This window comes from Aliiroseovarius crassostreae (assembly GCF_025137635.1).
GTDB lineage: Bacteria > Pseudomonadota > Alphaproteobacteria > Rhodobacterales > Rhodobacteraceae > Aliiroseovarius > Aliiroseovarius crassostreae.
The window spans coordinates 1,508,224-1,533,938 of the sequence record NZ_CP080772.1; the positions used below are offsets into that span (position 1 = coordinate 1,508,224).

A 25,715-nucleotide genomic window follows, 5' to 3' on the forward strand; every position below is an offset into this window, starting at 1 on the left:
AAATGAAGAAACGACCCGCCGAGATATCTCAGCAGGGAATGCAGCAAATAATGAGGGTGCTTGTCCGTTTCATGACGGCTTGGTAGCAAGGATTTGGTCCAAGAGCAAGTTTGGAGTGTAGGATGTCCCGAGCCTTTGCAACCGCGCTGTGTCACGCCCTGCCGGGCGCCGAGCTGACCCATCCATTTGGGAAAACGCCCGAGGATCACGATATCTGGAAAGTGGGTGGCAAGATCTTTGCGGCCATGTCTGTCGACACGGATGGCGTTTCGGTAAAATGTGCCGATGTGGCAACAGCAGACATGCTGAAAGAGGCCGGGGTCGCGGAGAAGGCGCCCTATTTCCACAAATCCTGGGTGCGGGTTCCGTTCGGGGCGGGCGAAAATGAACTTCGCCACCGGATTGAACGCTCTTATGGGATTATCCGCAAATCCCTGAGCAAAAAGCTGCAGGCGACCCTGCCCCCCTGGGAGGATGGCTAAAGCGTTTTAAGTTTACCCCGAAACGCTTTAGGAGGGCATTGCCCGAGAACGACAGGCCGTTCCCCCCTGAGTTTTATGCACAGGAACAGGGGCGACATGCCTTGGGCCTATCTTCAAGCCTGAGCCGCATTGGTTTTCACAGCCAGCACGCCCTTTGCCCAAAGTTTCAGGATCCGGAAGGCAATCGGCGGAACGATCAGCGTGGCGAAAATCAGGCTCAGCCCCCCGAGCAGACGGAAAACCTCTCCGCCGCCCGCAAGCCAGGTGATCTGCATCAGGGTCGAGAACGCCACCAGAGGGAAGGTGAAGGCGCTCCAGAATGGGCTGAATCCATCCGCCGTCAACCAGCGTGCGGAGGCAACCAGCACCGCGAAAACCACAATTGCGACCCACGCCAGGGCCTGTCCAAATTGCGCATCCCCCAACAGATAGGCCACCGTTCCCAAAAGGCTGATTGGCGAAAGATGGATCGCCAGAAGGGGCCGCAGAGGTGCGGGAACCGTTTTCTTTGCAAAGGCCAGCGCACTGGCCCCATAGATCCCGGCCGCAATCACAAGGGTGACCCAGAACACGGCCTGCGCGTAACTGTGCAGACCAAGCGGCAATGCGGCGATTGGCCCGACAATGAAGCCGACAAAGGTGAGGTGCCAGACTGGTGTGACCGCCCGCCCCTCTGGCGCGGACGCAATGAGAATGCGCAACACTGTCAGCACAACAGCCAGATGCCAGAGCCCGGCGAGGCATAGGGTCACCAATGCCCAGAAAGGCGAATAGATGACCAGAGCTGCCGCCATCAGATAGCCCGCCAGCCCCATCGAGGCGAGACCGGCCCGGCCCGGAAGAACCCGCAGATCTTCGACGAACACACCGGGGCGCCGGGTGAGCTTGATCAGATAGGCCGCAACCGAAAACAGAAAAAGAAGCGTCACAGCCCCCAGTATCATCTCTCCGATTTCCGATGGCATCGCAAAGCTTTCAGAGGCGCGGCGCCACGCCAGCCCCAGACCGAACAAACCAAAAAGCGGAGGGAACATGGCTGGAGGGGTGCGCTGGAACAACCCGGCCTTGGGCGGGATCGGCTTGGGCGCAGGAAAATACGGTGCTTTTTTCTGTGGCGCGTCAGACATGCTTGGATCCTTTGGTGTTTCCAATTGGATAAAACGCAGGCTGCGCAGAGGAAAGGGTGAAACCCCCAGCTTGCCTTTTTGCCGCAGGCCGTCGGATTGGAGATCCGGTCAGAGATCCTGTTGCAGCAAGGCCTGCCCTGCCGCCACCCCCAGCCGCCGGGCGAGATCTTCGAACATCGGATCAAACCCCAAGAACAGAACATCGTTCAGATGCCGTCCCGCTGGGCTGTCGGATATCTCGGCCAGCTCTTCCAATGCCTGTTCAGACAGCGGACCATATGCGAGCGAAAGATAGCCATAAAGCCATTCAGCCGTATCAAGCCGAAGTGCATCTTCCTCGCTCATGACCTCATCAAGAATGGCGCGTTCATCCAGCACCATCCCCTCATTCGGGCCAGATTGCGCAAAGGCGGTGAGGAATGCGAAATTGCTGTTGAGCGCCCCGACGACATTGCGCTCGATCAGTTCCCCATCCCGGATAATTCTGCGGATAAGGTCGGCGCGTGTGCCAACATTGCCACCACCATACCAGGCCTCGCGCGCGGCTTCGTCCACCCCTGGGGCCAGATAGGCACGCCGGGCTGAAATCTCGAGGTCAATCACCTGTTGTCCGGCCTTGCTTTCGTAGTAAGTCAGGGCCGCGCCCAGATCACGCCCAACCATTGCCTGCTGCAGATCGGCGCGCACCTGTGCTGTCATCCGCTCCAGATCATAGATCTGATCCACCTCGCGCCGCCAAAACCGATCACTTGGCCGTCCAGTCAATTGCTCTGCCGCCTCAAGCGCGTAACTATGACCCTCTTCGCGCACGATTGTCAGGGTTTCCTGCAGCTGCAGCGCGTTCCAGAACCGGTCGAATGAACTGGCCTGCGCCGTCGCCACACCGGGCAACACCGCCCCAAGCATCAGCAGAGTTGCCATCACCCTTAGGGCCAGAACATGCCATTGACGGACAGGTTGCATCAAAGCTCCGATTCCGGTTGCAGACGGCCAAGCTGGGTGGCCAGACGTTCATAACGATCCGCCATGATCTCGTATTGCACAGCGTTCAGGATTTCATAGACCTGCATCATCTGGGGCGATTGCAGAGCGGAAAGATAATCAATCAGCTCCTGATCGCTAAGGCTGCGATAGGTATAGGCGTTGGCGACAAGGCCATGAACCTCAATGCTCCGCCGCATCTCTCCCTGTTGCGCCATCAGCATGCCGCGCAGGTCCTCTTCGCCAATTTCAAGATCCGTTGCGCCCGCAGCCGCAGCCGCCATCAGATAGCGGACCTGAATTTCGACAATGGACCGGATCGCAACATCCGTGCTTCCAACCGATTGCGACATTGCCTTGAAGACATCAAGGCGCGGGCTTCTGTCCTCAAGCAGCTCGTCGACAAGTTTTTCGCCCTCGGTCTGCCGGATTGCGTCTTCAACCATATGGCTTTCATTCTCAACCGCCACGACGCGTTTTCCCAGATCACTGCCATAAAACACCACGCCATGATCAAGCAGATCCGCAGGCATCACCGCTTCGATCATGTCAACCGCATCATCGACCATCTTGTCAGGGGCAAAAACCTGTTCTGCCAGACGCACCCAGTTGCGCCCGAACTGATCCGGAGCGGCCCCCGTCAGCGCGGGCCCCGCCATGGCCCCTTGTTGAATTGAGGCAATGGCCACATCAAAGCCGGTCACCTCAAGAAATTCGCGAATTTTGTCCCGATCCGCGCCCGGCTCGCTGCCTTGAGCAAAGCTTGTCTGGACCGGGGAAACTGCGACCAGAAAGAGGGTCAGAATAAGGCTAAGAACTCTTTGAAACATCTTTGTTTTATCTCCGTACACAAAGGCAGGTTTACAAAAGCCTAGACTGCGGGCGGGATCCGGACAAGGGGGGCAAAAAACCAAAGGAGTGGAAAAGCGCCGACTTTTCTTCCTCATTTCAGACTTTTCTCAAAATTGGGGGTTGCGCATCCGGTTTAGTCGATCTAAATCCCCCTCACCCCCCGCGGAGAGGTGCCGGAGTGGTCGAACGGGGCGGTCTCGAAAACCGTTGTGGGTGCAAGCCCACCCAGGGTTCGAATCCCTGTCTCTCCGCCATTTACCCCTGAGATCGCTAAAAGATTCCCCCCCCCTCAACCCGGCGGGATTGTCAGCGACCCATCGCCTTATTGAACTTGGTCAGGAACAGATCTCTGCCCTTGATGAGAGAGGTGGGGATATCCCCGACCGTCAGGTATGACAGGTAAGACGCGCCATGTTTCGGACCGAGAGGAAGCAGGATCGGCGGGCGCGCCCACGGGGTATACGGCCTCAGCTCCTCGACCGTTTTCCCCCTGACGATCGCGCGAAACGTCTTGATCAGCCAGGGCAGCTGTCGCGTGGTCGCCACCACGGTCATCGCATCCCCTATATCTGCAACATCACCCGCAGCAAAAACGTTGGGATAGCGCGAAGGGCGCATCCAGACATCCACTTTGACCCGGTTACAGCTGGCGATTTTCACACCTGGCAGGCTGGTGAGAAGATCAGATTTTGCCTCTGCCCCCAGAGCAGGAAAAACAAGGTCGGCCTCCAGCTCCTGCCCATCTGCCAGTTGCACCTTTCCTGCATAGGGTATGGTTCGATTTTCAAGATCAGTTGCGCGCTGCCCAAATTGGATCTCGACGCCTGCTGCGCGAAGCTTTCTGGTTATTGTTTTCCCGAGTGACTGGGGAAATTCCGGAAACAGCCGGGTGGCGCCAGAAATCAGGGTAAGCGTCTTGTCTGGAAAGGCGTGAGAGATTTCACCAGCCAGTTCCACCCCAACGGCCCCAGCCCCCACAATCAGGACCGAGCGGGCATCCAGTAATTGCGCATGGACCCGATCCAGTTCCTTTCTGAATTCTAAAATATCATGGGATTGGGGGCGAAACGGCGCCGCGTTTTTGGCCCCTGTCGCCACCACGATAAAATCTGCCGGGACAGTTTCCCCTCCCTCCAGACGCACGCCGTCGGGCAAAACCTGCGTGGCCCGGGCCCGTATGACCCGACCGCGTTTCAACAGCTTGTCATAAGGGATCAGCGCCCGTTCCAGAAGATCAGGATTGACCACGGCCCGCAACATGGCAGGCGCATGGACAAAATGGGTTTGCGCTTCGATCAAGGTAACATCGGCCAGCGCGTCCAGCGCCCGAGCCAGTTCGAAACCGATAAACCCACCCCCAATGATCACAACGCGTTTCGACAAAAAGACGGCTCCTGTTTGATGCTGATTGCGAGGCCTGTTCGGCATCACGCCCCTCTCTTTTGGCACAGGGAACCATCGGGGAGCCATAGGTTTTCCCGGACTGAGCCAGAATTCCAGCCATCATCACGCACCGGCACAAGCGCAGCTTTGCAGGTTATGGCTGGAAATAAGGTGTGAGCTTGACGCTCAAGACCTGCCCAGAAAACCTTGCGGACAGGCCTTGATGGATCAGGCTGCGTTTTGCGCGCTTGCCACAACCACATCAACGACGACATTTTCAAAATCGTCCACCGCGCGGCCTTCAAGCGTCATCACCTTTACCGAGCGGTAGAACATGTCGACGCCGGTCCCGTCAGCGTTTTCCTGGAAACTGACATGATCGGAGGACGGGTCATCATCTTCAACGATCACGCCAAGAGTGTCCAAACCGCTCTCGAAATCGGTCACAACCGGCGCGTTTCCTTCTTCGGCGCCGTTTTGGATCGCGTAAAACATATCGGCTTTTTCGCCGCCTGTCAGAACGTCGGACGCCCCTCCGACCAGGGTGTCTGCCCCCCACCCTCCGGACAAGGTATCCGCTGCAAGGTCATCGATTATGTCCGTGCCATCCGACGAAAAGCTCCCGCCCCAAAGCGCATCAGCACCTTCGTGACCAAACAACTGATCTTCGCCGTCGCCGCCAACCAGAATATCATTGCCTTTGCCGCCGCTCAGCAGGTCATTCCCCGCCCCGGCAAAAAGGGCATCATTGCCCGCACCGCCGTAGATCTCGTCATCTCCCGCCCCCGTGCTTGCAACATCGTCGCCATCACGCAGAGTTACCAAAGTGTCGTGCTTGCTGTTTTGCTCGTTGACCACATCAGCATCTGAACTGCCGTTGACCGTCACAGGCCCGTCACCATCCGAACCACTGTTGTCCGTGTCCCCGCCATCACCAGACCCGTTTTCATCACCATCCGTCACCGTCACATCAGGAGTTTCAGCGTCCTCCACCTCATCATCATTGTCGGACCAACTGTCGATGATAAAGCCACCTGCAACCAGGGGGATCAGGGCAAACAACCACAACATGGCGACTCTCCAATTTCATTTTTCAATTATGAATAGAAAGTAAAGAGCCGACCTGTGGTTGACAATGTCAAAATCGGGCAAAAACATGGCGCCTCGTTTCCCAATCAGAAACAGTTGCATTCTGCGGGTCTTGCCGCCTCAAGCCGCGGTTGGCATTTCCGCAACTTTTAGCTTCAGAAAACTGAAATCCATTCCCTGCGTGGTCAGGTTGTCCCCGGCCACATGAACAATTGCCTCCTCCTCGCCAGCCTGAATGGTCAAAGCAATCCCCTCAGGCGTCGTTTCGGCACTGACCTCGACCTCGTCTCCATCGTCAACACCCTGAAGGTAAATAATAATCTGGTCTTCATCCGGATCAAAATCTTCGATACTGGGAACGTCATCATTGTTCATGTCATGAATAAGATGAAGGCTGTCCGCGCCTGCGCCCCCAATCAGCGTTTCATCACCATAGCCGATCAGCGTGTCATTCCCCTCTCCTCCCTTAAGAAGGTCAGGAGCATGATCGTCAAACACCTCACCATAGGTTTCGCCCAGCGTATTGCCTGACAGGAAGTCATCCCCTGCCCCCCCCTCAATCACATCTTCTCCACCTCCGCCAATGGCAACATCATCACCGTCCCCGACAGAAATGAAATCGTCGCCTTCGGTGCCGACCACGGTGTCATCCCCTGCATGAGCCACAAGATCCACCCCCACGTCCTGAGAGCTTTTATCAATGAGATCATCACCTTCCGAAGGTTTGTCACTCACCTCCTCAAGGCTTCCCATCATACCCAGAGCCAGGCCAAGCAACGGCAGAACCAGCGCGACACCAAACATTTTCAACCTCCAGCACAGCGAACTTTCAGTGGCAGGCTGGAGGGAAATCTCTAAAAAACGACTAAATGGAGAATTGTTTCCAAATTAAAAATAATCGGAATTTGTCGAAAAATGTATTTATCGACGTGACGCTCTGCCACGAACGAAAAAAGCGGGCCGAAACCCGCTTTTCCAATCCCGAAAGGTTTTGGGGGTCAGCGCGGCGCCATGCGGATTGCTCCATCCAGGCGGATCACCTCACCATTCAGCATCGGGTTTTCCACGATATGCCGGGCCAGAGCGGCAAACTCATTCGGATCGCCCAGACGGGACGGGAATGGGACCTGCGCGCCAAGGCTGTCCTGAACTTCCTGCGGAAGCCCCGCCACCATCGGTGTTTTGAAAATGCCAGGCGCAATGGCCATCACGCGGATGCCGTCGCGCATCAGGTCGCGCGCCATCGGCAGGGTCATGCCCACGACCCCCCCTTTTGACGACGCGTAGGCCAGCTGACCAATTTGCCCGTCAAACGCTGCAATGGAGGCGGTATTCACAATGACACCCCGTTCTCCGTCCTCGGTAACCGGATCGGCAGAGGCCATGCCAGCCGCCGCCTGACTGGCGCAGTTGAACGTACCAATCATATTCACGGCAATGACTTTCGCAAACAGGGCCGCATCATGGGCCACGCCCTTGGACTGGGTCTTGGCCGCAGGTGCAATCCCGGCGCAGTTCACCATGATCCGTTCCTGACCATGGGCTGAGCGCAGCGTTTCAAACCCCGCAGCCACAGACGCCGCGTCAGACACATCCACCTTGGCAAAGGCACCACCAATTTCTGCGGCCATGGCCTGCCCGGCATCTTCGTTCAGGTCAAAAATTCCAACTTTGGCCCCGGCTTTGGCAAGTGTACGGGCAACGGTGCCCCCCAGGCCCGAGGCCCCACCGGATACGACGGCAACAGTGTTTTCGGTAATCTGCATTTGGGTCTCCCAACCTCTACCACGGCTCAGTCCGAACCCGCTTAACAGGAATTGCACAACCGTTCAATTCAGCGAAAAAATGACGCAGCGTCCTGCATCCGGTACGCTTTCCCCCCATCCACAGGTCCAAGCGACTGCATGGCTGCAAACTGGGTCAGGTAGACATCCCCACTGAGCGATTTAAGGAAATGGGTGTGCGACAACCGGTCCATGACCGGTCCCTTGACCTCAGAAAGGCTGAGAGTGATCCCCATATCCCGAAGGCGCAGGTTCAGCTCCTCCAATGTCTCAAGCGCTGAGAGGTCAATCTCATTCACCGCTGAACACATCAGGACGACATGCTTAACCTGCCCCCGAGAGACCCGCTCCAGAAGATAGTCCTCGGTAAATCTGGCATTGGCAAAATAGAGGTTTTCATCAAGACGCAGCGTGACAAGGGCCGGATGGGTCCAGACATCATGCCGGTCGATATTGCGAAAATGCTGGGTGCCGGGCAACAACCCGACCTCAGCGATATGCGGGCGCGAGGTTTTGTGCAGGTAAAGGACAATCGACAGAACCACCCCGGCAGACACGCCAAGCTCGACCCCGAACCCGAGGGTCAGCAGGATGGTGACCAGAACGGCGGCAAAATCCCCGCGATGATACGACCAGGTTGCCCGCAGAATTTTGAAATCCACCAGGCTGAGCACGGCGACAATGATCGTTGCGGACAGCGTGGCCTTGGGCAGAAAATAAAGGAATGGCGTCAGGAAAAGCGCGGCAAGCGTGATGCCAATTGCCGTGAACGCCCCCGCAGCCGGGGTTTCGGCACCCGCATCGAAATTCACGACCGAACGCGCAAACCCGCCCGTGACCGGATACCCACCACTTATGGCGGCTGCGATATTCGAAGCGCCAAGCCCTACCAGCTCCTGATCGGGCACGATACGCTGGCGTTTCTTTGTGGCCAGCGTCTGGGCCACTGATACGCTTTCGACAAAACCGATGATCGAGATCAAAAGCGCCGCACCGATCAGGTCCGACCACAACCCGAGATCGAAACTGGGAGAGGTCAGCGGAGGCAGTCCCTGCGGCACCGCCCCGACAATTGCAACCCCGTGTCCCTGCAAATCAAACTGCCATGAGAGCCAGGCCGTCACGACCACCGCCCCAACCGGCCCGGCTTTGGTCAGAATATCTGCCAATCGCGTGCTGGCGCCCAACCGGGTTGCCGCAGATTTCAGCCCCTTGCGCACCCAAAGCAAAAACGCCACGCTCCCCCCTCCCAGGGCAAAGGTGATCAGGTTGATCTCGTGCAGATGGGTCAGGATCGTCGACACGATCTGAAACAGCGAATGACCATTCGCCTGAATGCCAAGGATATGTTTCAGCTGACTTGCGGCAATCAGCAGGCCAGAGGCGGTGATAAACCCTGCAATCACCGGATGGCTGAGGAAATTGGCCAGAAAACCAAGGCGAAACACGCCCATGATCAGAAGAATGCCCCCCGACAAAAACGCCAGCGTCATGGCCGCCAGTGCGATCTGCGCCGGATCACTCAGCCCCAGCTTGCCGATTGCCGCGGCCGTCATCAGGCTGACCACCGCAACCGGCCCCACCGCAAGCGCACGAGAGCTGCCAAATATCGCATAGGCAATCAGCGGAAGGATCGAGGCGTAAAGCCCCATTTCCGCAGGCAACCCGGCCAGAAGCGCATAGGCCAGAGATTGCGGGATCAGCATGATGGTCACAATCACTGCCGCCATGGCATCCGCCGACAGGTCCTGACGGCGATAGCTGCGCCCCCAATCCAATATCGGAATGTGGCGGGACAGGCCCGCCCGACAGGGTATCAAATTAAACATGGAAAATCCGGGGAGAGAAACAGGATTGAAAACGCCCCGCCGATGGGCGGGGCGGGAAAGGTTATCGGTTGGCTTCGCAGGTCATCCAAAGGATTTCGCAACGGGTGCCAGAGCGGCAATAGGCAAAGATCGGCCCCGGAGCCTCCTCCATCAGCCGGGTAAATTCGCCCATCACTTTCAAGGCGTCTTCGCGGTTGCTCATGGGCAGGAAAGAGGTTGCCATGCCTTCCGCTTTGGCGGCAGCCTCGATTTCGGCCCAGCTCGGCTGTCCGGGGTCTTCGTTATCAGGTCGATTGCAGACCAGGGTCGTAAACCCGGCCTGTTTGATCGCGGCCACATCCGACACCGCGATTTGCGGCGCCACGGTCACGCGGTCGCTCAGCTTCTTTGCCATCATTTTGCTGCCCTCATTTTTCCCCGAAAGGATCCTGTTTACCGCCACCGGATGGGGTTTCCCCAATCTGTCAAAGCGTATTCACCGGCACCTTGAGAAAGGTGCGGCCATCCTTGTCCGCCGGTGGCATTTCTCCGGCGCGCATATTGACCTGCAATGAAGGGATAATCAACTTGGGCATATCAAGTTGCGCATCCCGCTCCGTGCGGAAGGCCACGAATTCTTCTTTCGTCTTGCCGCCTCCGACGTGGATATTGTGCATCTTTTCCGCCCCAACGCTGGTCTCCCACTGAATGTCGCGCCCGTTGGGGCCATAATCGTGGCACATGAACAGACGGATCTGGTCCGGCAGGGCAAGGACTTTCTGGATCGAATCGTAAAGAACGCCTGCGTCCCCGCCGGGAAAATCCGCACGCGCCGAGCCGCCATCGGGCATGAACAGGGTATCCCCCACAAAAGCGGCATCCCCGATCACATGCACCATGCAGGCAGGCGTATGGCCCGGCGTGTGCATGACAAACGCCTGCATCGTGCCGATCATATAGGTGTCGCCCTCTTCAAACAGGCAATCGAACTGGCTGCCGTCCCGCTGAAACTCCGTCCCCTCGTTGAAGATTTTTCCAAACACGTCCTGCACCACGGTGATTTTGGACCCAATGCCGAGCTTACCCCCCAGCTTGCTCTGAATATAGGGCGCGGCGGACAGGTGATCCGCATGGACATGGGTTTCGATCAACCACTCAAGCTCAAGGTCGTGCGCCTGAATATGGTCAATGATCTGGTCAGCATTTTCATGGGTGATCCGACCGGCGAAATAATCGATATCCATAACGCTGTCGATCACCGCGCAGGCGCGGCTTAGCGGATCTTTCACCACATAGGAAATCGTGTTGGTGGCAGGGTCGAAAAACCCCGTCACCTCAGGGGTCAGGTCGGTGTTGATGGGATAATCGCTCATGACACGTCCTTTCTCAGCTTGGAGTTTGTTCGGGGGGTGACGTGGACAGACGCGCCTGCCGGGCAATGGCCCACCGCGCCACAAACAACCCCGCCAGCATCGCCAGCACAAAGATTGCCACATCTGAATTTCCGGTAGAGAGCACAGGAAGGGCCGCCCCGGGACAGAACCCGGCCAGCCCCCACCCCAGCCCGAACGTGACGCTGCCCAGAACCAGTTTACGGTCGATCAGGCGCGTGCCCGGCAGGGTGAAGCTGGCTTCCAGAACCGGGCGCCCCCGACGAAACACCCACCAGTAACCGGGAATGGTGACCGCAAGTGCACCCCCCATGACAAAAGCCAGGCTGGGGTCCCAGCTTCCGGCAATGTCAAAGAAGTTCAGAACCTTGGCGGGGTTGGCCATGCCGGACACGGAGATCCCGAGGCCAAATATCGCGCCAATGACAAAAATCAGCAGCAAAGGCATTGCATCACCCTCCGATCACGTGGCGGGTGACATAGACCATCACGGCCGTGCCCAGCATGAAACAGGCTGTGGCCACAATCGAGCGCGGGGAAAAGCGCGCCATGCCACAGACACCATGGCCGGAGGTGCATCCCGACCCGTAAGTCACCCCGATCCCGACCACAAACCCGCCAATGATCATCGACAAGCGACTGACTGGAACGTCGATGGCTGGCAGAGATCCCGCCATGAACAGGTAGAGAAACGGCCCGCTCAACATTCCGGCCAGGATCGCAGCACGCCAGGCCCAATCGCTGGAATTCCGTGGGGCCAGAAACCCGGTCAGGATACCTGTGGCCCCAAGGATATTTCCCCGGGCCCACATCAAAAAGACCGAAGCAACACCGATCAGCAGTCCCCCGACGGTGGATGCGAGAGGTGTAAATTCCGTTTCCATGGCGCGTTTCTCCTTATGTTGACGCTCCTCCACCCTCACTGTGCAAGGAAGCGCCGTCAACTCTCCCGTTTCCGATACCGGCGGCGGGCGTTACTCGGCCACCGCTTCGCGCACGATGCTGTCGAGCAGCGCCTGAACTTCCTGCATGGGGCCATCTGGATATTTGCGATAGCCCACTTCCACCTGACCTTCGCGGTCGGAAACGAAGATTCCGTAGGGGCAAAACGCAAGGTTGGTCGGATCTGCTTCCATCACGCGGCGGCTCACCACGGCCGAGCAGAAAACGAAAATATCCGCATTATCGAAAAGCTTCACATCAGACCCGACATCTTCAGCCGTGCGCGCCAACATCTCTCCCACATGGCTGGTATAGTCGATCTTCAGGCCGGCCCCCACAATTGCACTTTCAACGGCAAAGGTGGCGTCATCGAACGCGCCATCAAATTTATATGTGATCGACCCGCTATGCTCCATTTTCTGGTGACCATCTGCAAAGGCGGGAACGGTCAGACAAAGTCCGGTCAGGGTGGCGGTAAGCAACATGCGCATAAGGAAAACTTTCGTGACAGAGATTAAGATGTCACCGCCATGTCCGGGACAAATCCGGTTGGCAGCGGGTGATATTGTGAACATATTCATTTTTCAGCATACAGGCAATATCCTACCCCTTTCGGTCGCACGATCTTGCCTCGGAGTCCTAAAAGCGTTTCGGGACAAACCAGTGACACATGCTGGGTCCGTCATGTCGATCAGAATGAGTTCGGCTTACGGTCATTTGGAGCTATCAGAACAAGAGTTCAGGCGTATTTTCGTTCACAATCTTATACTTACCAACCGGCCCAAAACAGACCTCAACGCCCCCAGACGAAAAAACGCCAGGGCGGACCCGGCGTTTTTCCTGTTTTGTCAGACAGCGATTTTCACTGGCTGTTTGATTTGAGGAACTCAAGAACGGCGGAGATATCTGCGTCCTTTTTCAGACCTGCAAAACTCATCTTGTTCCCCTTGAGATAGCTCTTGGGGGACGCAAGATAGCCCGAAAGCGTCTCTTCATTCCAAACCAGCCCTTCAGAACCAGCGGCTTCCATGGCTTTTGAGTATTTGAACCCGTCCACGGTGGCCGCTGCCCGTCCCCAGATGCCATTCAGGATCGGGCCGGTGCTGTTCTTGGCCTTTTCACCGACCTTGTGACAGGCCTTGCATTTCTTGAAGACCTTGGCCCCTTGCTCTGCAAGTTGTGCGTCGATTTCCATGGCTGCGGTCTCTGCTCCTGCGGCGGGGGCCACCTCTTCAACCGGCGTCGCAGCCGCCGTTTCCGCGGGCTCAGCGCCGGCATTCGGATCCCCTGGGAACACCACATGTTTGGTGATTGTCACCGCCGCCGGTTTGCAATCTGCCATGCAGCGATTGGTAAACTTGCCCAGTTCCGTCGCATCGCGGTCATCCACGATAAACCCTTCTGCATTCGGCATCTCGACCGAAAGGAATGTTTCTTTCGACAGGGTGAAATCATCCTCCACCAGGTCGTTGGAATAGAGGATATAGGCGACAATCGCATAAACGTCGTCATCAGACAGGGTCTGCGCCCCGCCAAACGGCATGGACCGGCGCACATAGTCAAAAGTGGTCGACAGATAGGGCCAATAGCTGCCCACCGTTTTCAGCGGATCCTCATCCGCCAGCGTATCCGCCCCGCCCGAGAGCTTTGGCCAATTGTCCACCCCTTCGGCAAAATCACCATGGCAGACCGCACAATTGTCGGCAAACACGGTTTCGCCGGTCCAGACATCCCCCGATCCTTCCGGCAGGTTCGACCCGTCCGGGAAGACATCCAGATCCCACGCGGCCACTTCTGCCGGGGTCGCGGCGCGGCCAAGACCCAGTTTTTCAGCCATGGCGGGGGCGGCGGTCAGGGCAGCAACCGAAGCCGCCATCAGGAATTTAGGAAACTTCGACATTGTTGGCCTCCCCGTTCGCATTGACATGCCAGGTCTGGATACAGTTGTTGTGATAGATCGAATTCAGGCCGCGCACTTCGCGCAGCTGCGCCTTGGTGGGTTGCACGTAACCGGTTTCATCCATCGCCCGCGACTGCAGGAACATCTCTTCGCCCTGCCAGTTGATATCGAGGTAAAAGCGGGTCAGCGCCATCGGTTTGCCCGGTTCTGCCAGACGGGCCTCTTGCCAGGTCACACCACCATCAAGTGAGACATCCACCGCAGTGATCGCACCACGGCCAGACCAGGCCAGACCGGTGACCACCAACGGACCTTTGCCATGTTTGATCGGCATTTGCGGGCTGGGGCTTGTGACAACGGATTTCGCATCCATCACCCAGGTCCATTTGCGCGAGGTGCCATCTTCCAGCGTGTCGGTGTATTTCGAGGTCTCTTCGCGGCTTTCCACCGGCTTGTCCATGATCTCGATCCGGCGCAGCCATTTGACCCACATATTGCCTTCCCAACCGGGCACAACCAGACGGACCGGATAACCATGCTCCATCCGCAGGGCTTCACCATTGGCCTTGAAGGCGATCATGCAGTCGTCGAGCGCCTTTTCCAGCGGAATGGACCGCCCGTTCGACGAGGCATCGGCGCCTTCGACATAGACCCATTTGTCCTTGATGTCGCCCACGGCGCTCATGCCCGCCTCTTCCAGAAGCGTGCGCAGGGTGACGCCGGTATATTCCATATTGTGGATCATGCCGTGGGTGTATTGCGAGCCATTGAGCTGCGCGCCGGCCCATTCCATACCGGTATTGGCGGCACATTCGAGAAAGAAGGTCTGGGTCACGCGCGGGAAGCGTTCGAGGTCCTCATAGGTAAAGACCAGCGGCGTATCGACCAGCCCGTTGATCATCAGGCGATAGTCTTCTTTCTTCAGCGAAATCGCGCCCGAGTGGTGACGCTCAAACGCACAGCCCTGCGGGGTGATCGTGCCGTCCAGCGCGTGGATCGGCGTGAAGTTGATCGACGAAATCGTGTCAGCGGTCAGCCATTCCACATTGCGGCGCACGACGTCGCTTTCGAATTCGATCGGCATCCCGTAAGGCGAGGCATCCACCCCGTCGCCCAGCCCCGAGGCCCATTCCTGCACCTCGGTGATCAGCGGATCATCCCCTGCTGCCTGCGCGGCACCGGCGGCACCAATTGCCACCCCACTGGCGGCGGCCCCTTTCAGAAACCCACGGCGGGATGTCTGCACCGACCCGCCTTGATTGTTGGAGCTGTCACTCATCTGGCATCTCTCCTATTGCATCAAATTATTCGCCTACATGCATGTAAAGGCGTGAAAAAATCGCCCGGACACCCCCTTGAGCCGGGGGCATCCAGACCGAATGACTTAGGCGCCGACCACGCTGACCGAGTTGTTCGGATCAAGTTTGATTGTGCCCTGTTTGCGGATATGGCTTTCCACCACATCCCAGATCTGCGGCCCTTCGGTGCCTTCATTGACCGAGGCCCAACCAGCCACGACATAGTTTTTCGCCGGATCAATCGCTTCACCGGTTTTCAGCAACGTCATCTCGGTGATGCGCGAGCCTTGCGGTTTGCTCACATCAATCCGGTAGCCCATACCGCCGATGCGCACCATGTCGCCGCCCTGCTGATAATAGGGATCGGGGTTGAACAGGTTATCGGCCACATCTTCGAGGATCGTGTGAATGAACTCACCGGTCATTTCCGTGCGGTAGGCTTCACCGTAGGACATGGACGTCACGTTCCAGATATCTTCACGGGTGATGTCCTGCCCCGGCAGAATGCTCGGCCCCCAGCGCACGCCGGGCGACATGGCGATGTCTGCTTCACGCTCATTGATCAGCGCGTCACAGATCAGGTCATCCCACGATCCGTTGAAATTGCCGCGACGATACAAGAGCGTATCGGTGGTGCCGATCACCTCATTCAACTCAGCCTCATAAGGCGCGCGCTGCTCATCAATCAGTTTGGTGATTGTGGCGTCCGGGGTGATCACATCAGCGAAGATCGGGATCAGCTTATGGCGGATGCCCATCATCTTACCATCGCGCACATCCAGATCCACGCGGCTGACGAATTTCGAGTTTGAGCCCGAAGCAATGATGAAGGTCTGTTCGACCTGCACCGGCTCGGGCAGCGCGTCATGGGTGTGGCCTGACAGGATCACGTCGATGCCGGTCACGCGGCTGGCCATCTTCTTGTCCACGTCAAAGCCGTTGTGGCTGAGGACAACAACCAGTTCGGCGCCCGCCGCGCGCACTTCATCCACCATGGCCTGCATGTTTTCGTCACGGATCCCAAACGAGTATTCCGGGAACATCCAGCGCGGGTTGGCAATCGGCATATAGGGGAAGGCCTGACCAATCACGGCCACCTTCACGCCACCACGTTCAAAGAACTTGTAAGGCTTGAACAGCTCGGCGGGTTCGTCCCATTCCGCGTCAAAGATGTTCTGACCAAGGGCTGCGAAGGGCAGACCCTCGACGATCTCGTTCACCCGTTCAGACCCAAGGGTGAATTCCCAGTGGAAGGTCATCGCATCGGGTTTCAGCGCGTTCATCACATTCACCACATCCTGCCCTTGCGTATGGTGACAGGTGTAGGAGCCATGCCAAGTATCGCCCCCATCCAAGAGCAGCGCATCGGGACGATCAGCACGAATGGCGTTCACCACGGTCGCCACCCGGTCCATGCCACCGACCTTGCCATAGGCCTGCGCCAAAGAGGAAAAATCGTTATATGTCAGCGCGTAAGCCGACGGAGACCCATCCTCGATCCCGTAGGCCTTGCGGAAATCCGCACCCGTCACATGGGGCATCTGGCCGTTGGCCGCGCCAACACCAAGGTTGATCTCGGGCTCGCGGAAATAGATCGGTTTCAGCTGGGCGTGGATGTCCGTGATATGGATCAGGCTGACATTGCCGAACGTGTCGAAATTCAGAAGGTCATCTTGCGTCAAGGCCTGGCTCGCTGCCAGTTTGGCCCAGTTGCCAAAGCCCGATGCGCCATAAAGTGCCGATGCGGCCATTGAGACCTGGAGAAAGTCGCGACGAGAGATCATGTGCGGTTTCCTAGAGTTGGGCGGGGCGTTATATGCAAAACCCCGAATATATTCAGCTAAAGAAATCCCGCCCGAACCTGCGCCCGGGCGGGATCAAACTCAGTTACGGACCGAAGGCCCTTCAACCGACAGACCATTGCCACGCGACGCCACATAAAGCTCCAGCGCAATGAACTCATCCGAGCCGGGGCTGAAGGTTTCGGCACGCGTATCACGCACACAGCCCTTGAAGCGCGAATGCACCCCATTGAGCTTGGCATTTTTCAGGCGATATGTCGGGAAGCCATTGATCTGACCCTGTGACAGGTGGTCAGCACGGATCATGTTGCCATAGTTCTGCTCGTGGCAGTTGGCGCAGGACAGGTCCAGCTGACCGGTGCGGGTATAATACAGCTCTTTGCCCAATTCCCAGGTTGCCTGGGCGGGGCCATCAATGGCCACGTTCACCGGCATGCCACGCGACACAGAGGCCAGCAGCCCTTCGATATCAATGGCATCAGAGGCATCCGTTTTCCACGGTTCCGCGCCCATCGCGTTCTCACGGCAATTGTTCACCGCCATCTGAAGCGTGAACACCGTTTCGGCCTTATCATTCCACTTGGGATAAACGGCTTTTACACCAGCCATCTTTTCCGGTTCACCATGACAATCAGCACAGGATTTCCCCTTGCTGCCATCCACGGTGTTCCAGATTTCGATCCCGTTTTCGACACCAAGCATCCCGGGATTGTCGAAATCATCCTGTTGCATGGTCTGGGTCTGGTCAGAGCGAAAGACCCAGCCCGAAATCACCTCGTCCAGACTGTCGGCCAGATGCGCCGGTGCCGCGGTGCGGGTGACGATATCAATCTCACCATTGACGATCAGTTCCGCATTTTCATCAGCACTGGCGAAACCCGCCCCCATGATGGCGCCGGCGGCCAGCAATGCTGTCATGCCATATTTCATATGTTTTACCTCCCTAAGGCGTTACGACCCTTTTCGGTGGGTTGGCGCAAATGCGCTCTTGTTATGGGGCTCCGCCGCCGCGTCCCCTGGCGGCGGGCCTTCTTTTCTGGGGCCTCAGGCGACCTTGATCGGTTTGGTTTCTTCGTAAACAGACCCGTCATCATCATACCAGGTGAATTTGAAATCACCTGCGGCATCCACCTTGGCTTCAAACTCGAAATACGGGTTGGTGGAAATCGCGCTTTCCATTGCCACATCCACAACCAATGCGCCGTTGAACTCGCAGGTAAAACGGTTGATGATCGAGCGCGGGATGACGTTGCCGTCCTTATCCTTGCGCTGACCCGATTCCATCTTGTGGCTGATCAGGGTCTTGAGCGTCACCACATCGCCAGCAGCAGCCGACTTGGGAACTTTCACGCGGGGTTTTACACCTTTTGCCATGTCTTCATGCTCCAATTTCTTGAGCGGTCACAATCCCGAAACACAAAACCGGTTTCCAATTTTGCCGGGATTACACCGCGTTTAGCCGCCGCAGCCGCCGATGGTGACCTTCACGGTCGATTGCGCCTGAACAAAACTGCCATCAGCCATCTTGGCGATCGCAACCACGTCCTGGGTGCCGGCCAGACGAATACGGGTCGAAGCCGCTTGCGACCCGGCCGCCGGGCCAAAGTTGAACTGGGCCACGCCCGGTGTCGGGTTGCCAGCGGCCAGAATAAGGATCGAAGCCGCACCGGGTGCGTCCACGGAAACCGGAACGGTGTTGCCGTTTTCCGCGATTTCCGGAGCGGTCAGCGTGATGCCCCCTGCCCCCAGTTCTGCGCCCCCGGTAAAGGCGGCGATCGCCTCATCGGCGGCCGCACTTGCCCGCATCGGCAGCATGGCCACGGCAGTCGCACCGAGACCAAGAGCCAGAGCTTCACGACGTGTGAATTTCATTTCTCTCTCCTGTGAGTTTTTTTGTCAGCTCTCTGACACGCTTATTTCAGCGTCATCAGATAGGCGACGACATCTTCGATCTGCTGTGCACTCAGCAGCGGCTCCACCTCGCCCTCATGGGCTTTACCGGTATAGGCCTTGCCCAGACGATTGAACCCGTCGGTCTTGTAAAAGGACGGCATGACCGTGTCTTCGAAAAGAACCTTGGCGTTCACCAGGATGCCGCGCAGCTCAGCGGCGGTCCAGCGGTCGCCCGCCCCATCCAGCAGCGGCCCCACCTCGCCGTGGAACGGCACATCAGCAAGATCGGTGATTTCGTGACAGGCAATGCAATTGCCCATGGATTTGGTCGAGACGACCTTGGCGCCTTCCATGACGTCGCCGGGAACCCCGGTCAGCGACATGTCCACCGCGCCATCTTCGTTGAATGCGACAGCGCCCGGCGCCACCACTTCGGCCTGCACCGTTCCCGCCAGCGTTACGCCAGCAAACAGAACGGCGAGCGTGATCTTTGTCCGCTTCATAATACCTCCCATGACCGTTGTGAGGCCAAGTTACGCATGTGAAGTAATTTTCGCAATATCAAATTCTATTATTTGAATTATTCGTATAAATTGGCGAAACATTCTTCCGAAGCTCCCTGATAAAACAGATGTATCCTGTTGTATACGGGGCATATTTGCGGCGGAAGCCACCCCTCGCCGATCTGACAATTCGCCACTGACACCCAGCGCGGGCATGCGTTGTGCTATCAGGGCAAGATCCATTTCGCGGGGAAGATCGGGGGATCACAGACGTGATTCCTCTTGCTCACCCCAGGCGGGTCAGCGCCGGAAACCAGTCGATCAACCATTGTCCAATCACATTGACCTGCCCCGAAGCAATCAACACCGCAAAGAGGATCAACATCCCCCCCATTACCTTTTCCATCACGGGAAGATATTTGCGATGGCGCGCCGCCCAGCGGATAAACCCTTTTGCAAAAAATGCAGCCAGGACAAACGGGGCCGTCATCCCCACGCCATACACCGCCAGCAACGCCGCTCCGCGGGTCAGATCCCCCATCCCTGACGCAATCATCAGGATCGACGCCAGAACAGGCCCCACACAGGGGGTCCAGCCGAAGCCGAATGCCAGCCCCATCAGATAGGCGCCCATAATCGAACTCGGATCCGCACCGCTGTCCAGACGGGCTTCTCGATACAGGAACCCGATCCGCCAGATCCCCAGGAAATGCAGCCCAAAGACCACCAGCAGCGCCGCCCCCACATAGGCCAGAACAGGTTTATATTGCGCAAAAGCCGTTCCCAACGCCGTGGCGCCCAACCCAAGAAGCACAAAAATACTTGTCACCCCCAAGGCAAAGGCAAGGGCTGCGAGGATCAAGCGCCGTTGGGCACCGGGGGCAATCCCGCCTTCGTCCTGCAACTCACTCATCGACAGGCCGGCCAGATAGCTTAGATAGAAGGGCACCATCGGCAGGATGCAGGGGCTGGCAAAGGACAGAAGACCGGCCAGCGCCGCCCCTGCAAAACTGATCTCGAGCATTTCCATCCCCACCTGCTTACCGCTGCTTGCCCCCAACGGACACCGAACACGGCTTGCGGTCAAAACATATTCAACTTATGTGTTGTATTGAAACAAGGTCAACCGGGGTCTCTTCATGCGCCGCACATTTTCCAAGATTGCCGCCGCTTTCATGGTCTTCGCCAGCTTTGCCCTGACCGCTGACGCGGCCGAACTGGTGATGGTGGAAGAACCCGGTTGCGCATGGTGTGCGAAGTGGGAGCATGATCTGGGGGCAATTTACCCAAAAACTCCGGAAGGAAAATTTGCCCCGTTGAGCAAAATGAACCTGCGCGCAACCCGCAAAGAGACACTCGGGTTCACACTGGCCCGCCCCGTGTCCTTCACCCCGACCTTCCTGCTTGTGGAAGACGGTCGGGAAATGGCGCGGATCGAAGGATATCCGGGGGAGGATTTCTTCTGGGGGCTGCTGGAAAAGATGCTGCTGGAACACACGCGTTTTGCCCAGCCGGAAGGCTGAGATCCGGCCCTCGGCGTCCCCTCTCTACACGGATCCGTGATTGTTGCGAAACCTTTGCAATTCAATCAAGCTCTTCTATATAGTATACAGACGCGCCCCGGACGCAATGACCGGGCTGTCTGCGCATGGGCCGGGTTCCTCTTGGCACAGCGCTGCACAAACACTCCCCGGCGGGCCCACCGCCGGAGCAACCAGAGGATCGCAAGATGGCCCTACCCGTCATTCGCGAAGACATGACAAGCGAAGAGTTGGATCAGATGATGTCCAGCGCCTGTGACGCATCGACCCTGCTTAAGGCGATCAGTCACGAAGGACGTCTGATGATCCTGTGCCATCTGGTCACCGGCGAGAAATCCGTAACCGAGCTGGAAAAACTGCTTTCTGCCCGTCAGGCCGCCGTGTCACAGCAACTGGCCCGACTGCGTCTGGAAGGGTTGGTAACCCCCCGGCGCGACGGCAAGACCATCTACTATTCCTTGACCGACGACCGCCCCCGGCGCATCCTCGAAGTGATTTACGAGATGTTCTGCACGGTTGGAAAAACGGACACGCACAAGGCTGCGGAATAACCGCAACGCCAACCTTATGGTCACCGCGTGACCAAGCGGCCGGACAAACATCTGAAACCATGACCGAACGGCGCAGCTGTAAATCAGTGTGCCCGGCGCAAACGACGTCTGTGCGGGATTATCCCGGTCAGGAAATTTTGGTTTGTTTTGGGAGGAGCGACCATGCTGGACTGGATTTCAGACGCCAACCTGGCAGCGATTGTGGGGCTGGTGGGGGGCATCCTTCTGGGGCTGTCTGCACGCCTTGGCCGCTTCTGCACACTGGGTGCTATCGAAGATGCACTTTATGGTGGGTCACGGGTGCGCCTGATGATGTGGGGGGTAGCCATCGGCGTGGCAATGATCGGAACCTTTGCGCTGATCGGGACAGGCATGCTCAACGCGGAGGAAGCCGTCTATCTGCGCCTTGGATGGAACCCGCTGGCGTCGATCATTGGCGGATTGGCCTTCGGCTATGGCATGGCCCTGTCAGGCAATTGCGGCTTTGGCGCGCTGGCCCGGCTGGGCGGCGGGGATCTGCGCAGCTTCGTGATTGTGCTGGTCATGGGCCTGTCGGCTTATGTGGCCATTTCCGGCCCTCTTGCACAATGGCGCATCTGGCTGTTCCCCGAGACACCCGCAGAGGCGACGGCCCTGCCCTCGCTGGCCCATGGGCTAAGCACAACAACAGGGCTTTCCCCCTCCGCGATTGGCATCGGGATCGGCGCTCTCATCCTGATCAGCATGCTCGCCAGCCCGGAATTGCGCGCGGCAAAAGACAAGATCTTCTGGGGGGCAATCGTGGGGCTTGCGGTGGTGATCGGCTGGGGGGGGACCTTCTGGGTCTTCACCAACGGGTTTTCAGCGACCCCTGTGGAAAGCCATACCTATTCTGCCCCCATTGGCGACCTGATCATCTATCTGATGACCTCTTCCGGAAATGACCTGAATTTTGGTGTCGGATCTGTGGTCGGGGTCCTGCTTGGTGCCTTTCTCGGCAGCCTGCGGCTGGGGCATTTCCGGTGGGAAGCCTGTGAAGACCCGCGCGAGTTGAAACGGCAGATCCTCGGAGCGGCGATCATGGGGGTCGGCGCGGTGGTTGCCTTCGGGTGTTCCATTGGTCAGGGGCTGTCGGCCTTTGCGCTTCTGTATTACGGCGCACCGGTCACCTTTCTGGCCATTGTCGCCGGGGCAGCCATCGGGCTGCGCCACCTGATTTCAGGTTTTGCCATCGCTGAATAGGCATCTCTCGCCGGCGGCAGGAAAGACCGGGTATTCAGGCCAAATATTCGGGCCAGACATTCAGACCGGTCAATCCTCATGAAGATTGACGGAACACTGCGTATCAGCTGCAAAATTTGCCGCTTTTGACCTTTTCACCACCCGCCCTGCCTTATAGGGTCGCGCGACAACGGATCTGCAACGCGCGAGACAGACCAGATGAAGAGTTTCAATCCCGGCCCGGAACATGCCGCAGAACTGAGGGGCGTTTTCGGGACCTTTCCGACCGGTGTCACGGTTGTGACCACCTCTGCCCTGATCGCGGGGAAGCGGCAACCTGTCGGCATGACGGTGAACAGTTTCACGTCGGTTTCCCTCGACCCGCCATTGGTATTGTGGTGTCCCGCGCTTGTCTCGGCCCGCCATGATGTTTTTGTCGCGGCAGAGCATTTCGCCATCCACATTCTTGCCGAAACCCAGCGCGAACTGGCGCAGCATTTTGCCCGCAATGGCGATGATTTCACGCGAGTGCCGCACCAAATCGACGATCATGGTGTCCCGCATCTGGAAGGCTGCACGGCGCGTCTGGATTGTGTCACAGAGCGCGTGATGGATGGGGGAGACCATTCGATCATCCTCGGCCGGGTGCTGCGCGCCAGTCACGATATGTCTGCCTCCCTTGCCTTTCGAGCAGGCAAGTTTGGCGCGTTCAGAGAAGGGGTATGACGGCCCCTGTCCGCTTTCCGGGCACTTGGGCGGGGTCTCAGTTCATCAGGATATTGGCCCGCGCGTAGCTGCCTGACGCGGTTGCCCCGTCATCATAGGTCAGTGTCACGTCCACCTGCTCAACCGAATTGAGCGGGAAATTCAGGAAAGGCAGGCTGTCCGTTGCCTTGATGGCGTTGGGCTGGGCTTCGTCCATATAGCAGGGCTCCAACTCAAAAATCTGCACATCGCCCCCATTCACGGAAAACTGCACCTGCTCCAACCCGCACCGCCACGCGAGGAGGTGGGTGAAATAAAGCAGGTCCTGCCCATCATATTCCCGCAAAGCCACCCAATTGGCCTGCGTGGCATCAAGAATGGGACGCACTTCTGCGGCGGTGGTGAAAGGCTGCGATGCCGCGGGGCTGGCAAGTGCCCCCAACGCGGTCATCCCCAATACGGATAATTTCGGAACAAGTCCCATCATGATTACTCCTCACATGCAGGCGAAATCCCGCGCAGACAAAGGCTTGCCTGAAATCCACGCGACATTCACGCGAAAGCGCCCCTATGCGGCGCCTGCTTTCCCACCTATACTGCCCGAAAAGACCAAAGCAGGCAAAGAGCAATGGTAAAATCGGCAAAAAAGCGAGCAAACCCAAAGCGGACCGGCACCGGTGCGCAGAAAAAGGGCGCCCCCAAGGCACGCGCCCCACGCGTTTCGGGCGACACTCCCCAAAAGGCTGCTTTCAACATCATGATTGTTGGGCAATCTGGCCGTCTTTCCTATGAGGCATTGCTTTTTGTGGCCTCGCTGCGCCAATCCGATCCGGAGTTTTCCGGGCGCATCTTTGTTGCCGAACCCCAACCCGGCGACGCGTGGCCCGATGATCCGCGCATTCGCCCTTCGGTGCGGGAGGCGCTTGAGGACATGGGGGCAGAAATCCTGCCATTCCAGAACCACCATTTCGGGGCAAGCTATCCAAATGCCAATAAGATTGAGGCGCTGCTGGAAATGCCTGAAGGCGAGCCTTTTATCTTTTTTGACAGTGACACGGTGGTCACCGGAAAACTGTCTGACATGGATCTGAATTTCGATCGCCCCTCCGCCTCGATGCGGCGGGAAAACACCTGGCCAAAGATTGAACTTTACGGTCCGGGATATGCCGACACATGGCGTGCGCTTTATGAAAAGTTCGACCTCGACTTCGATGGCTCACTTGATCTTGGCCAACCGGATGAGCATTGGGAACGCTATATGTATTTCAATGCGGGCTGGTTCTTTGGCGCCTGCCCCCGTCAGTTTGGCGCCCGTTTTCTGGAATATGCGCTGGCAATCCGCGACGACGCGCCCGAGGCGCTGGTCTGTCAGGAGCTGTATCCCTGGCTCGACCAGATTGCCCTGCCCCTTGTGATCTCATCTTTCGGAGGCGGACGGCCGGGGCCGGAGCTGGCGGGGCTGGACGGGGATATCACCTGCCACTGGCGGGTTCTGCCGCTTGCTTATGCGCGCGAAAGTGACCGGGTGATCGAGGTCATCGAAACGGCCTCGGCGCCGAACAGGGTCAAGAAGGTGCTGAAAGAATATGAACCGATGTTGCGAATGATCTTTCAGGGGCGTGGCCAAAAGGTGCGCGCCATGTTTGACCGCAATGACCTTCCCCGGCGCGAACAGATCCTTCGCAACAAGATCAAGCGCGAAGGGTTCTGGCTGCGCTGAACGCCCCAAATCTTCGCCAGCGGAAAATCAGCTGGCAAAGACTTGAGAAAGATCCCGGAACCCTTTGACCTCAATGGGGTTTCCGGATGGATCGTGAAAGAACATGGTCCATTGCTCTCCCGGCTCCCCTTCGAACCTCACAGTAGGGGCAATTGCCCATTCCACCCCGGCTGCCTCCAATCGGTCGGCCAGCGCGCGCCAGTCCTCATAAGGCAACACGACGCCGAAATGCGGCATCGCCACCATATGCGCCCCGACTTTCCCGCTCTTCGTCGTCGAAAAAGGGGGGCCCAGATGCAGGCTCAACTGGTGTCCGAAAAAACTGAAATCCACCCAACTGTCGGTCGACCTGCCCTCTTCGCAGCCAAGAATGTCCCGATAAAATCTGCGGGTTTGATCCAGATCCGTTACGTGGATGGCAAGATGAAAAGGTGTCAGCATGTGCGGTCCTTCTGAGAGAATGCATCCCCCGACGGGTCCATCATCCGGGAAATACAATGACATTGTCCCTAAAGCATTTCGGGATAAACTTGACACACATGTTTAATCCGAAACGCCCACAATATTGATATCTCTTGTAGCGTTCCGGGATCAACTTGAAGCACAGGGTTGTTCCGAAACACCCATCCTGCGCGGCAAACTTGCCCTGTCGTCACCACAACCTGCAATATTTTGTTACAAACCCCGCCTCACCACGAAACGACATCCCAAAAAGCATGATATTTGCGGAATATTGTTTCGCGCTTTGAAACTGCTGCAAATC

29 protein-coding genes and 1 tRNA gene are annotated in these 25,715 nt (G+C 57.7%); 7 read left to right on the forward strand and 23 right to left on the reverse strand.

Annotated elements, in window-relative coordinates; translation table 11 throughout:
- Nucleotides 1-122 precede the first annotated feature (122 nt).
- Nucleotides 123-482, forward strand: coding sequence for an MmcQ/YjbR family DNA-binding protein (locus K3J57_RS07185; RefSeq protein ID WP_259797674.1), 360 nt, complete (start codon nucleotides 123-125; stop codon nucleotides 480-482).
- Between the two features lie 113 nt (nucleotides 483-595).
- Here K3J57_RS07185 and K3J57_RS07190 read toward each other — a convergent pair whose 3' ends face one another.
- From K3J57_RS07190 to K3J57_RS07200, 3 genes are all read right to left on the reverse strand, one after another.
- Nucleotides 596-1,609 carry a TDT family transporter gene (locus tag K3J57_RS07190; RefSeq protein WP_259777368.1) on the reverse strand — a complete coding sequence of 338 codons (1,014 nt, stop codon included), beginning with the start codon at nucleotides 1,607-1,609 and terminating at the stop codon, nucleotides 596-598.
- A 108-nt stretch (nucleotides 1,610-1,717) separates the two neighbouring features.
- The gene (locus K3J57_RS07195; RefSeq protein WP_259797675.1) at nucleotides 1,718-2,572 is read right to left on the reverse strand and encodes a DUF2059 domain-containing protein; all 855 of its coding nucleotides are present in this window, start codon (nucleotides 2,570-2,572) and stop codon (nucleotides 1,718-1,720) included.
- Nucleotides 2,572-3,420 (reverse strand): DUF2059 domain-containing protein, encoded by an 849-nt coding sequence (locus tag K3J57_RS07200; RefSeq protein WP_259797676.1) that lies wholly within the window; start codon nucleotides 3,418-3,420, stop codon nucleotides 2,572-2,574. The genes K3J57_RS07195 and K3J57_RS07200 overlap by 1 nt, the downstream gene beginning before the upstream one ends.
- A 186-nt stretch (nucleotides 3,421-3,606) precedes the next feature.
- On the opposite strand from K3J57_RS07200, the gene K3J57_RS07205 reads away from it, so the two are divergent.
- A tRNA-Ser gene (locus K3J57_RS07205) sits at nucleotides 3,607-3,696 on the forward strand.
- 52 nt (nucleotides 3,697-3,748) lie between these two features.
- Here K3J57_RS07205 and K3J57_RS07210 read toward each other — a convergent pair.
- The 18 genes from K3J57_RS07210 to K3J57_RS07295 form a co-directional block, all read right to left on the reverse strand.
- Nucleotides 3,749-4,825, reverse strand: a complete 1,077-nt coding sequence (locus tag K3J57_RS07210) for an NAD(P)/FAD-dependent oxidoreductase (protein ID WP_259797677.1) — start codon at nucleotides 4,823-4,825, stop codon at nucleotides 3,749-3,751.
- Between the two features lie 228 nt (nucleotides 4,826-5,053).
- Complete coding sequence (locus K3J57_RS16040; protein ID WP_311196507.1) at nucleotides 5,054-5,896, reverse strand: calcium-binding protein; 843 nt, start codon at nucleotides 5,894-5,896, stop codon at nucleotides 5,054-5,056.
- A gap of 138 nt (nucleotides 5,897-6,034) precedes the next feature.
- Complete coding sequence (locus K3J57_RS07220) at nucleotides 6,035-6,718, reverse strand: calcium-binding protein (protein WP_259786910.1); 684 nt, start codon at nucleotides 6,716-6,718, stop codon at nucleotides 6,035-6,037.
- Between the two features lie 194 nt (nucleotides 6,719-6,912).
- Nucleotides 6,913-7,680: an SDR family NAD(P)-dependent oxidoreductase gene (locus K3J57_RS07225; RefSeq protein ID WP_173487029.1), complete on the reverse strand. Its 768-nt coding sequence runs from the start codon at nucleotides 7,678-7,680 to the stop codon at nucleotides 6,913-6,915.
- A 68-nt stretch (nucleotides 7,681-7,748) separates the two neighbouring features.
- Nucleotides 7,749-9,527, reverse strand: a complete 1,779-nt coding sequence (locus K3J57_RS07230) for a SulP family inorganic anion transporter (RefSeq protein ID WP_259794731.1) — start codon at nucleotides 9,525-9,527, stop codon at nucleotides 7,749-7,751.
- A gap of 61 nt (nucleotides 9,528-9,588) precedes the next feature.
- A complete protein-coding gene (locus K3J57_RS07235) occupies nucleotides 9,589-9,924 on the reverse strand; it encodes a protein tyrosine phosphatase family protein (protein ID WP_139231508.1) in 336 nt (111 codons plus the stop codon).
- Between the two features lie 67 nt (nucleotides 9,925-9,991).
- Nucleotides 9,992-10,879, reverse strand: a complete 888-nt coding sequence (locus K3J57_RS07240) for an MBL fold metallo-hydrolase (protein WP_259794733.1) — start codon at nucleotides 10,877-10,879, stop codon at nucleotides 9,992-9,994.
- A gap of 13 nt (nucleotides 10,880-10,892) precedes the next feature.
- Complete coding sequence (locus K3J57_RS07245) at nucleotides 10,893-11,345, reverse strand: YeeE/YedE family protein (RefSeq protein ID WP_259797678.1); 453 nt, start codon at nucleotides 11,343-11,345, stop codon at nucleotides 10,893-10,895.
- Between the two features lie 4 nt (nucleotides 11,346-11,349).
- Nucleotides 11,350-11,781, reverse strand: coding sequence for a YeeE/YedE family protein (locus tag K3J57_RS07250; protein WP_173487025.1), 432 nt, complete (start codon nucleotides 11,779-11,781; stop codon nucleotides 11,350-11,352).
- A gap of 90 nt (nucleotides 11,782-11,871) precedes the next feature.
- Nucleotides 11,872-12,255, reverse strand: a complete 384-nt coding sequence (locus K3J57_RS07255) for a DUF302 domain-containing protein (RefSeq protein ID WP_259787033.1) — start codon at nucleotides 12,253-12,255, stop codon at nucleotides 11,872-11,874.
- Between the two features lie 446 nt (nucleotides 12,256-12,701).
- Entirely contained in the window at nucleotides 12,702-13,739 is a 1,038-nt protein-coding gene (locus K3J57_RS07260) for a c-type cytochrome (RefSeq protein WP_259797679.1), read from the reverse strand.
- On the reverse strand, nucleotides 13,723-15,018 hold the full coding sequence (soxC, locus tag K3J57_RS07265) for a sulfite dehydrogenase (RefSeq protein WP_259797680.1): 1,296 nt from the start codon (nucleotides 15,016-15,018) through the stop codon (nucleotides 13,723-13,725). The genes K3J57_RS07260 and soxC overlap by 17 nt, the downstream gene beginning before the upstream one ends.
- A 105-nt stretch (nucleotides 15,019-15,123) precedes the next feature.
- Complete coding sequence (soxB, locus tag K3J57_RS07270; RefSeq protein WP_259794737.1) at nucleotides 15,124-16,821, reverse strand: thiosulfohydrolase SoxB; 1,698 nt, start codon at nucleotides 16,819-16,821, stop codon at nucleotides 15,124-15,126.
- Between the two features lie 99 nt (nucleotides 16,822-16,920).
- Nucleotides 16,921-17,769 carry a sulfur oxidation c-type cytochrome SoxA gene (gene soxA / locus K3J57_RS07275; RefSeq protein ID WP_259797681.1) on the reverse strand — a complete coding sequence of 283 codons (849 nt, stop codon included), beginning with the start codon at nucleotides 17,767-17,769 and terminating at the stop codon, nucleotides 16,921-16,923.
- Nucleotides 17,770-17,883: 114 nt separating this feature from the next.
- Entirely contained in the window at nucleotides 17,884-18,213 is a 330-nt protein-coding gene (soxZ, locus tag K3J57_RS07280; protein ID WP_173487019.1) for a thiosulfate oxidation carrier complex protein SoxZ, read from the reverse strand.
- An 81-nt stretch (nucleotides 18,214-18,294) separates the two neighbouring features.
- Complete coding sequence (soxY, locus tag K3J57_RS07285; protein ID WP_173487018.1) at nucleotides 18,295-18,711, reverse strand: thiosulfate oxidation carrier protein SoxY; 417 nt, start codon at nucleotides 18,709-18,711, stop codon at nucleotides 18,295-18,297.
- 41 nt (nucleotides 18,712-18,752) lie between these two features.
- Complete coding sequence (soxX, locus tag K3J57_RS07290; protein WP_259774490.1) at nucleotides 18,753-19,235, reverse strand: sulfur oxidation c-type cytochrome SoxX; 483 nt, start codon at nucleotides 19,233-19,235, stop codon at nucleotides 18,753-18,755.
- Between the two features lie 286 nt (nucleotides 19,236-19,521).
- Nucleotides 19,522-20,259: a cytochrome c biogenesis CcdA family protein gene (locus K3J57_RS07295; RefSeq protein ID WP_259794739.1), complete on the reverse strand. Its 738-nt coding sequence runs from the start codon at nucleotides 20,257-20,259 to the stop codon at nucleotides 19,522-19,524.
- A 115-nt stretch (nucleotides 20,260-20,374) separates the two neighbouring features.
- Between K3J57_RS07295 and K3J57_RS07300 the strand changes: the two genes are divergently transcribed.
- The 4 genes from K3J57_RS07300 (at nucleotide 20,375) to K3J57_RS07315 (ending at nucleotide 23,253) form a co-directional block, all read left to right on the forward strand.
- Nucleotides 20,375-20,758 (forward strand): thioredoxin fold domain-containing protein, encoded by a 384-nt coding sequence (locus tag K3J57_RS07300; RefSeq protein ID WP_259797682.1) that lies wholly within the window; start codon nucleotides 20,375-20,377, stop codon nucleotides 20,756-20,758.
- Nucleotides 20,759-20,964: 206 nt separating this feature from the next.
- Entirely contained in the window at nucleotides 20,965-21,327 is a 363-nt protein-coding gene (locus tag K3J57_RS07305) for an ArsR/SmtB family transcription factor (protein ID WP_055192692.1), read from the forward strand.
- Between the two features lie 162 nt (nucleotides 21,328-21,489).
- Nucleotides 21,490-22,548, forward strand: a complete 1,059-nt coding sequence (locus tag K3J57_RS07310) for a YeeE/YedE family protein (protein ID WP_259797683.1) — start codon at nucleotides 21,490-21,492, stop codon at nucleotides 22,546-22,548.
- Between the two features lie 198 nt (nucleotides 22,549-22,746).
- Nucleotides 22,747-23,253: a flavin reductase family protein gene (locus tag K3J57_RS07315; RefSeq protein ID WP_259797684.1), complete on the forward strand. Its 507-nt coding sequence runs from the start codon at nucleotides 22,747-22,749 to the stop codon at nucleotides 23,251-23,253.
- A gap of 37 nt (nucleotides 23,254-23,290) precedes the next feature.
- On the opposite strand, the gene K3J57_RS07320 is transcribed toward K3J57_RS07315, so the two are convergent.
- Nucleotides 23,291-23,719 carry a hypothetical protein gene (locus tag K3J57_RS07320; protein WP_259797685.1) on the reverse strand — a complete coding sequence of 143 codons (429 nt, stop codon included), beginning with the start codon at nucleotides 23,717-23,719 and terminating at the stop codon, nucleotides 23,291-23,293.
- Nucleotides 23,720-23,989: 270 nt separating this feature from the next.
- Between K3J57_RS07320 and K3J57_RS07325 the strand changes: the two genes are divergently transcribed.
- Complete coding sequence (locus K3J57_RS07325) at nucleotides 23,990-24,952, forward strand: GT-B fold glycosyltransferase domain-containing protein (RefSeq protein ID WP_259797686.1); 963 nt, start codon at nucleotides 23,990-23,992, stop codon at nucleotides 24,950-24,952.
- 27 nt (nucleotides 24,953-24,979) lie between these two features.
- On the opposite strand, the gene K3J57_RS07330 is transcribed toward K3J57_RS07325, so the two are convergent.
- Nucleotides 24,980-25,393, reverse strand: a complete 414-nt coding sequence (locus K3J57_RS07330; protein WP_259794748.1) for a VOC family protein — start codon at nucleotides 25,391-25,393, stop codon at nucleotides 24,980-24,982.
- Nucleotides 25,394-25,715 lie beyond the last annotated feature (322 nt).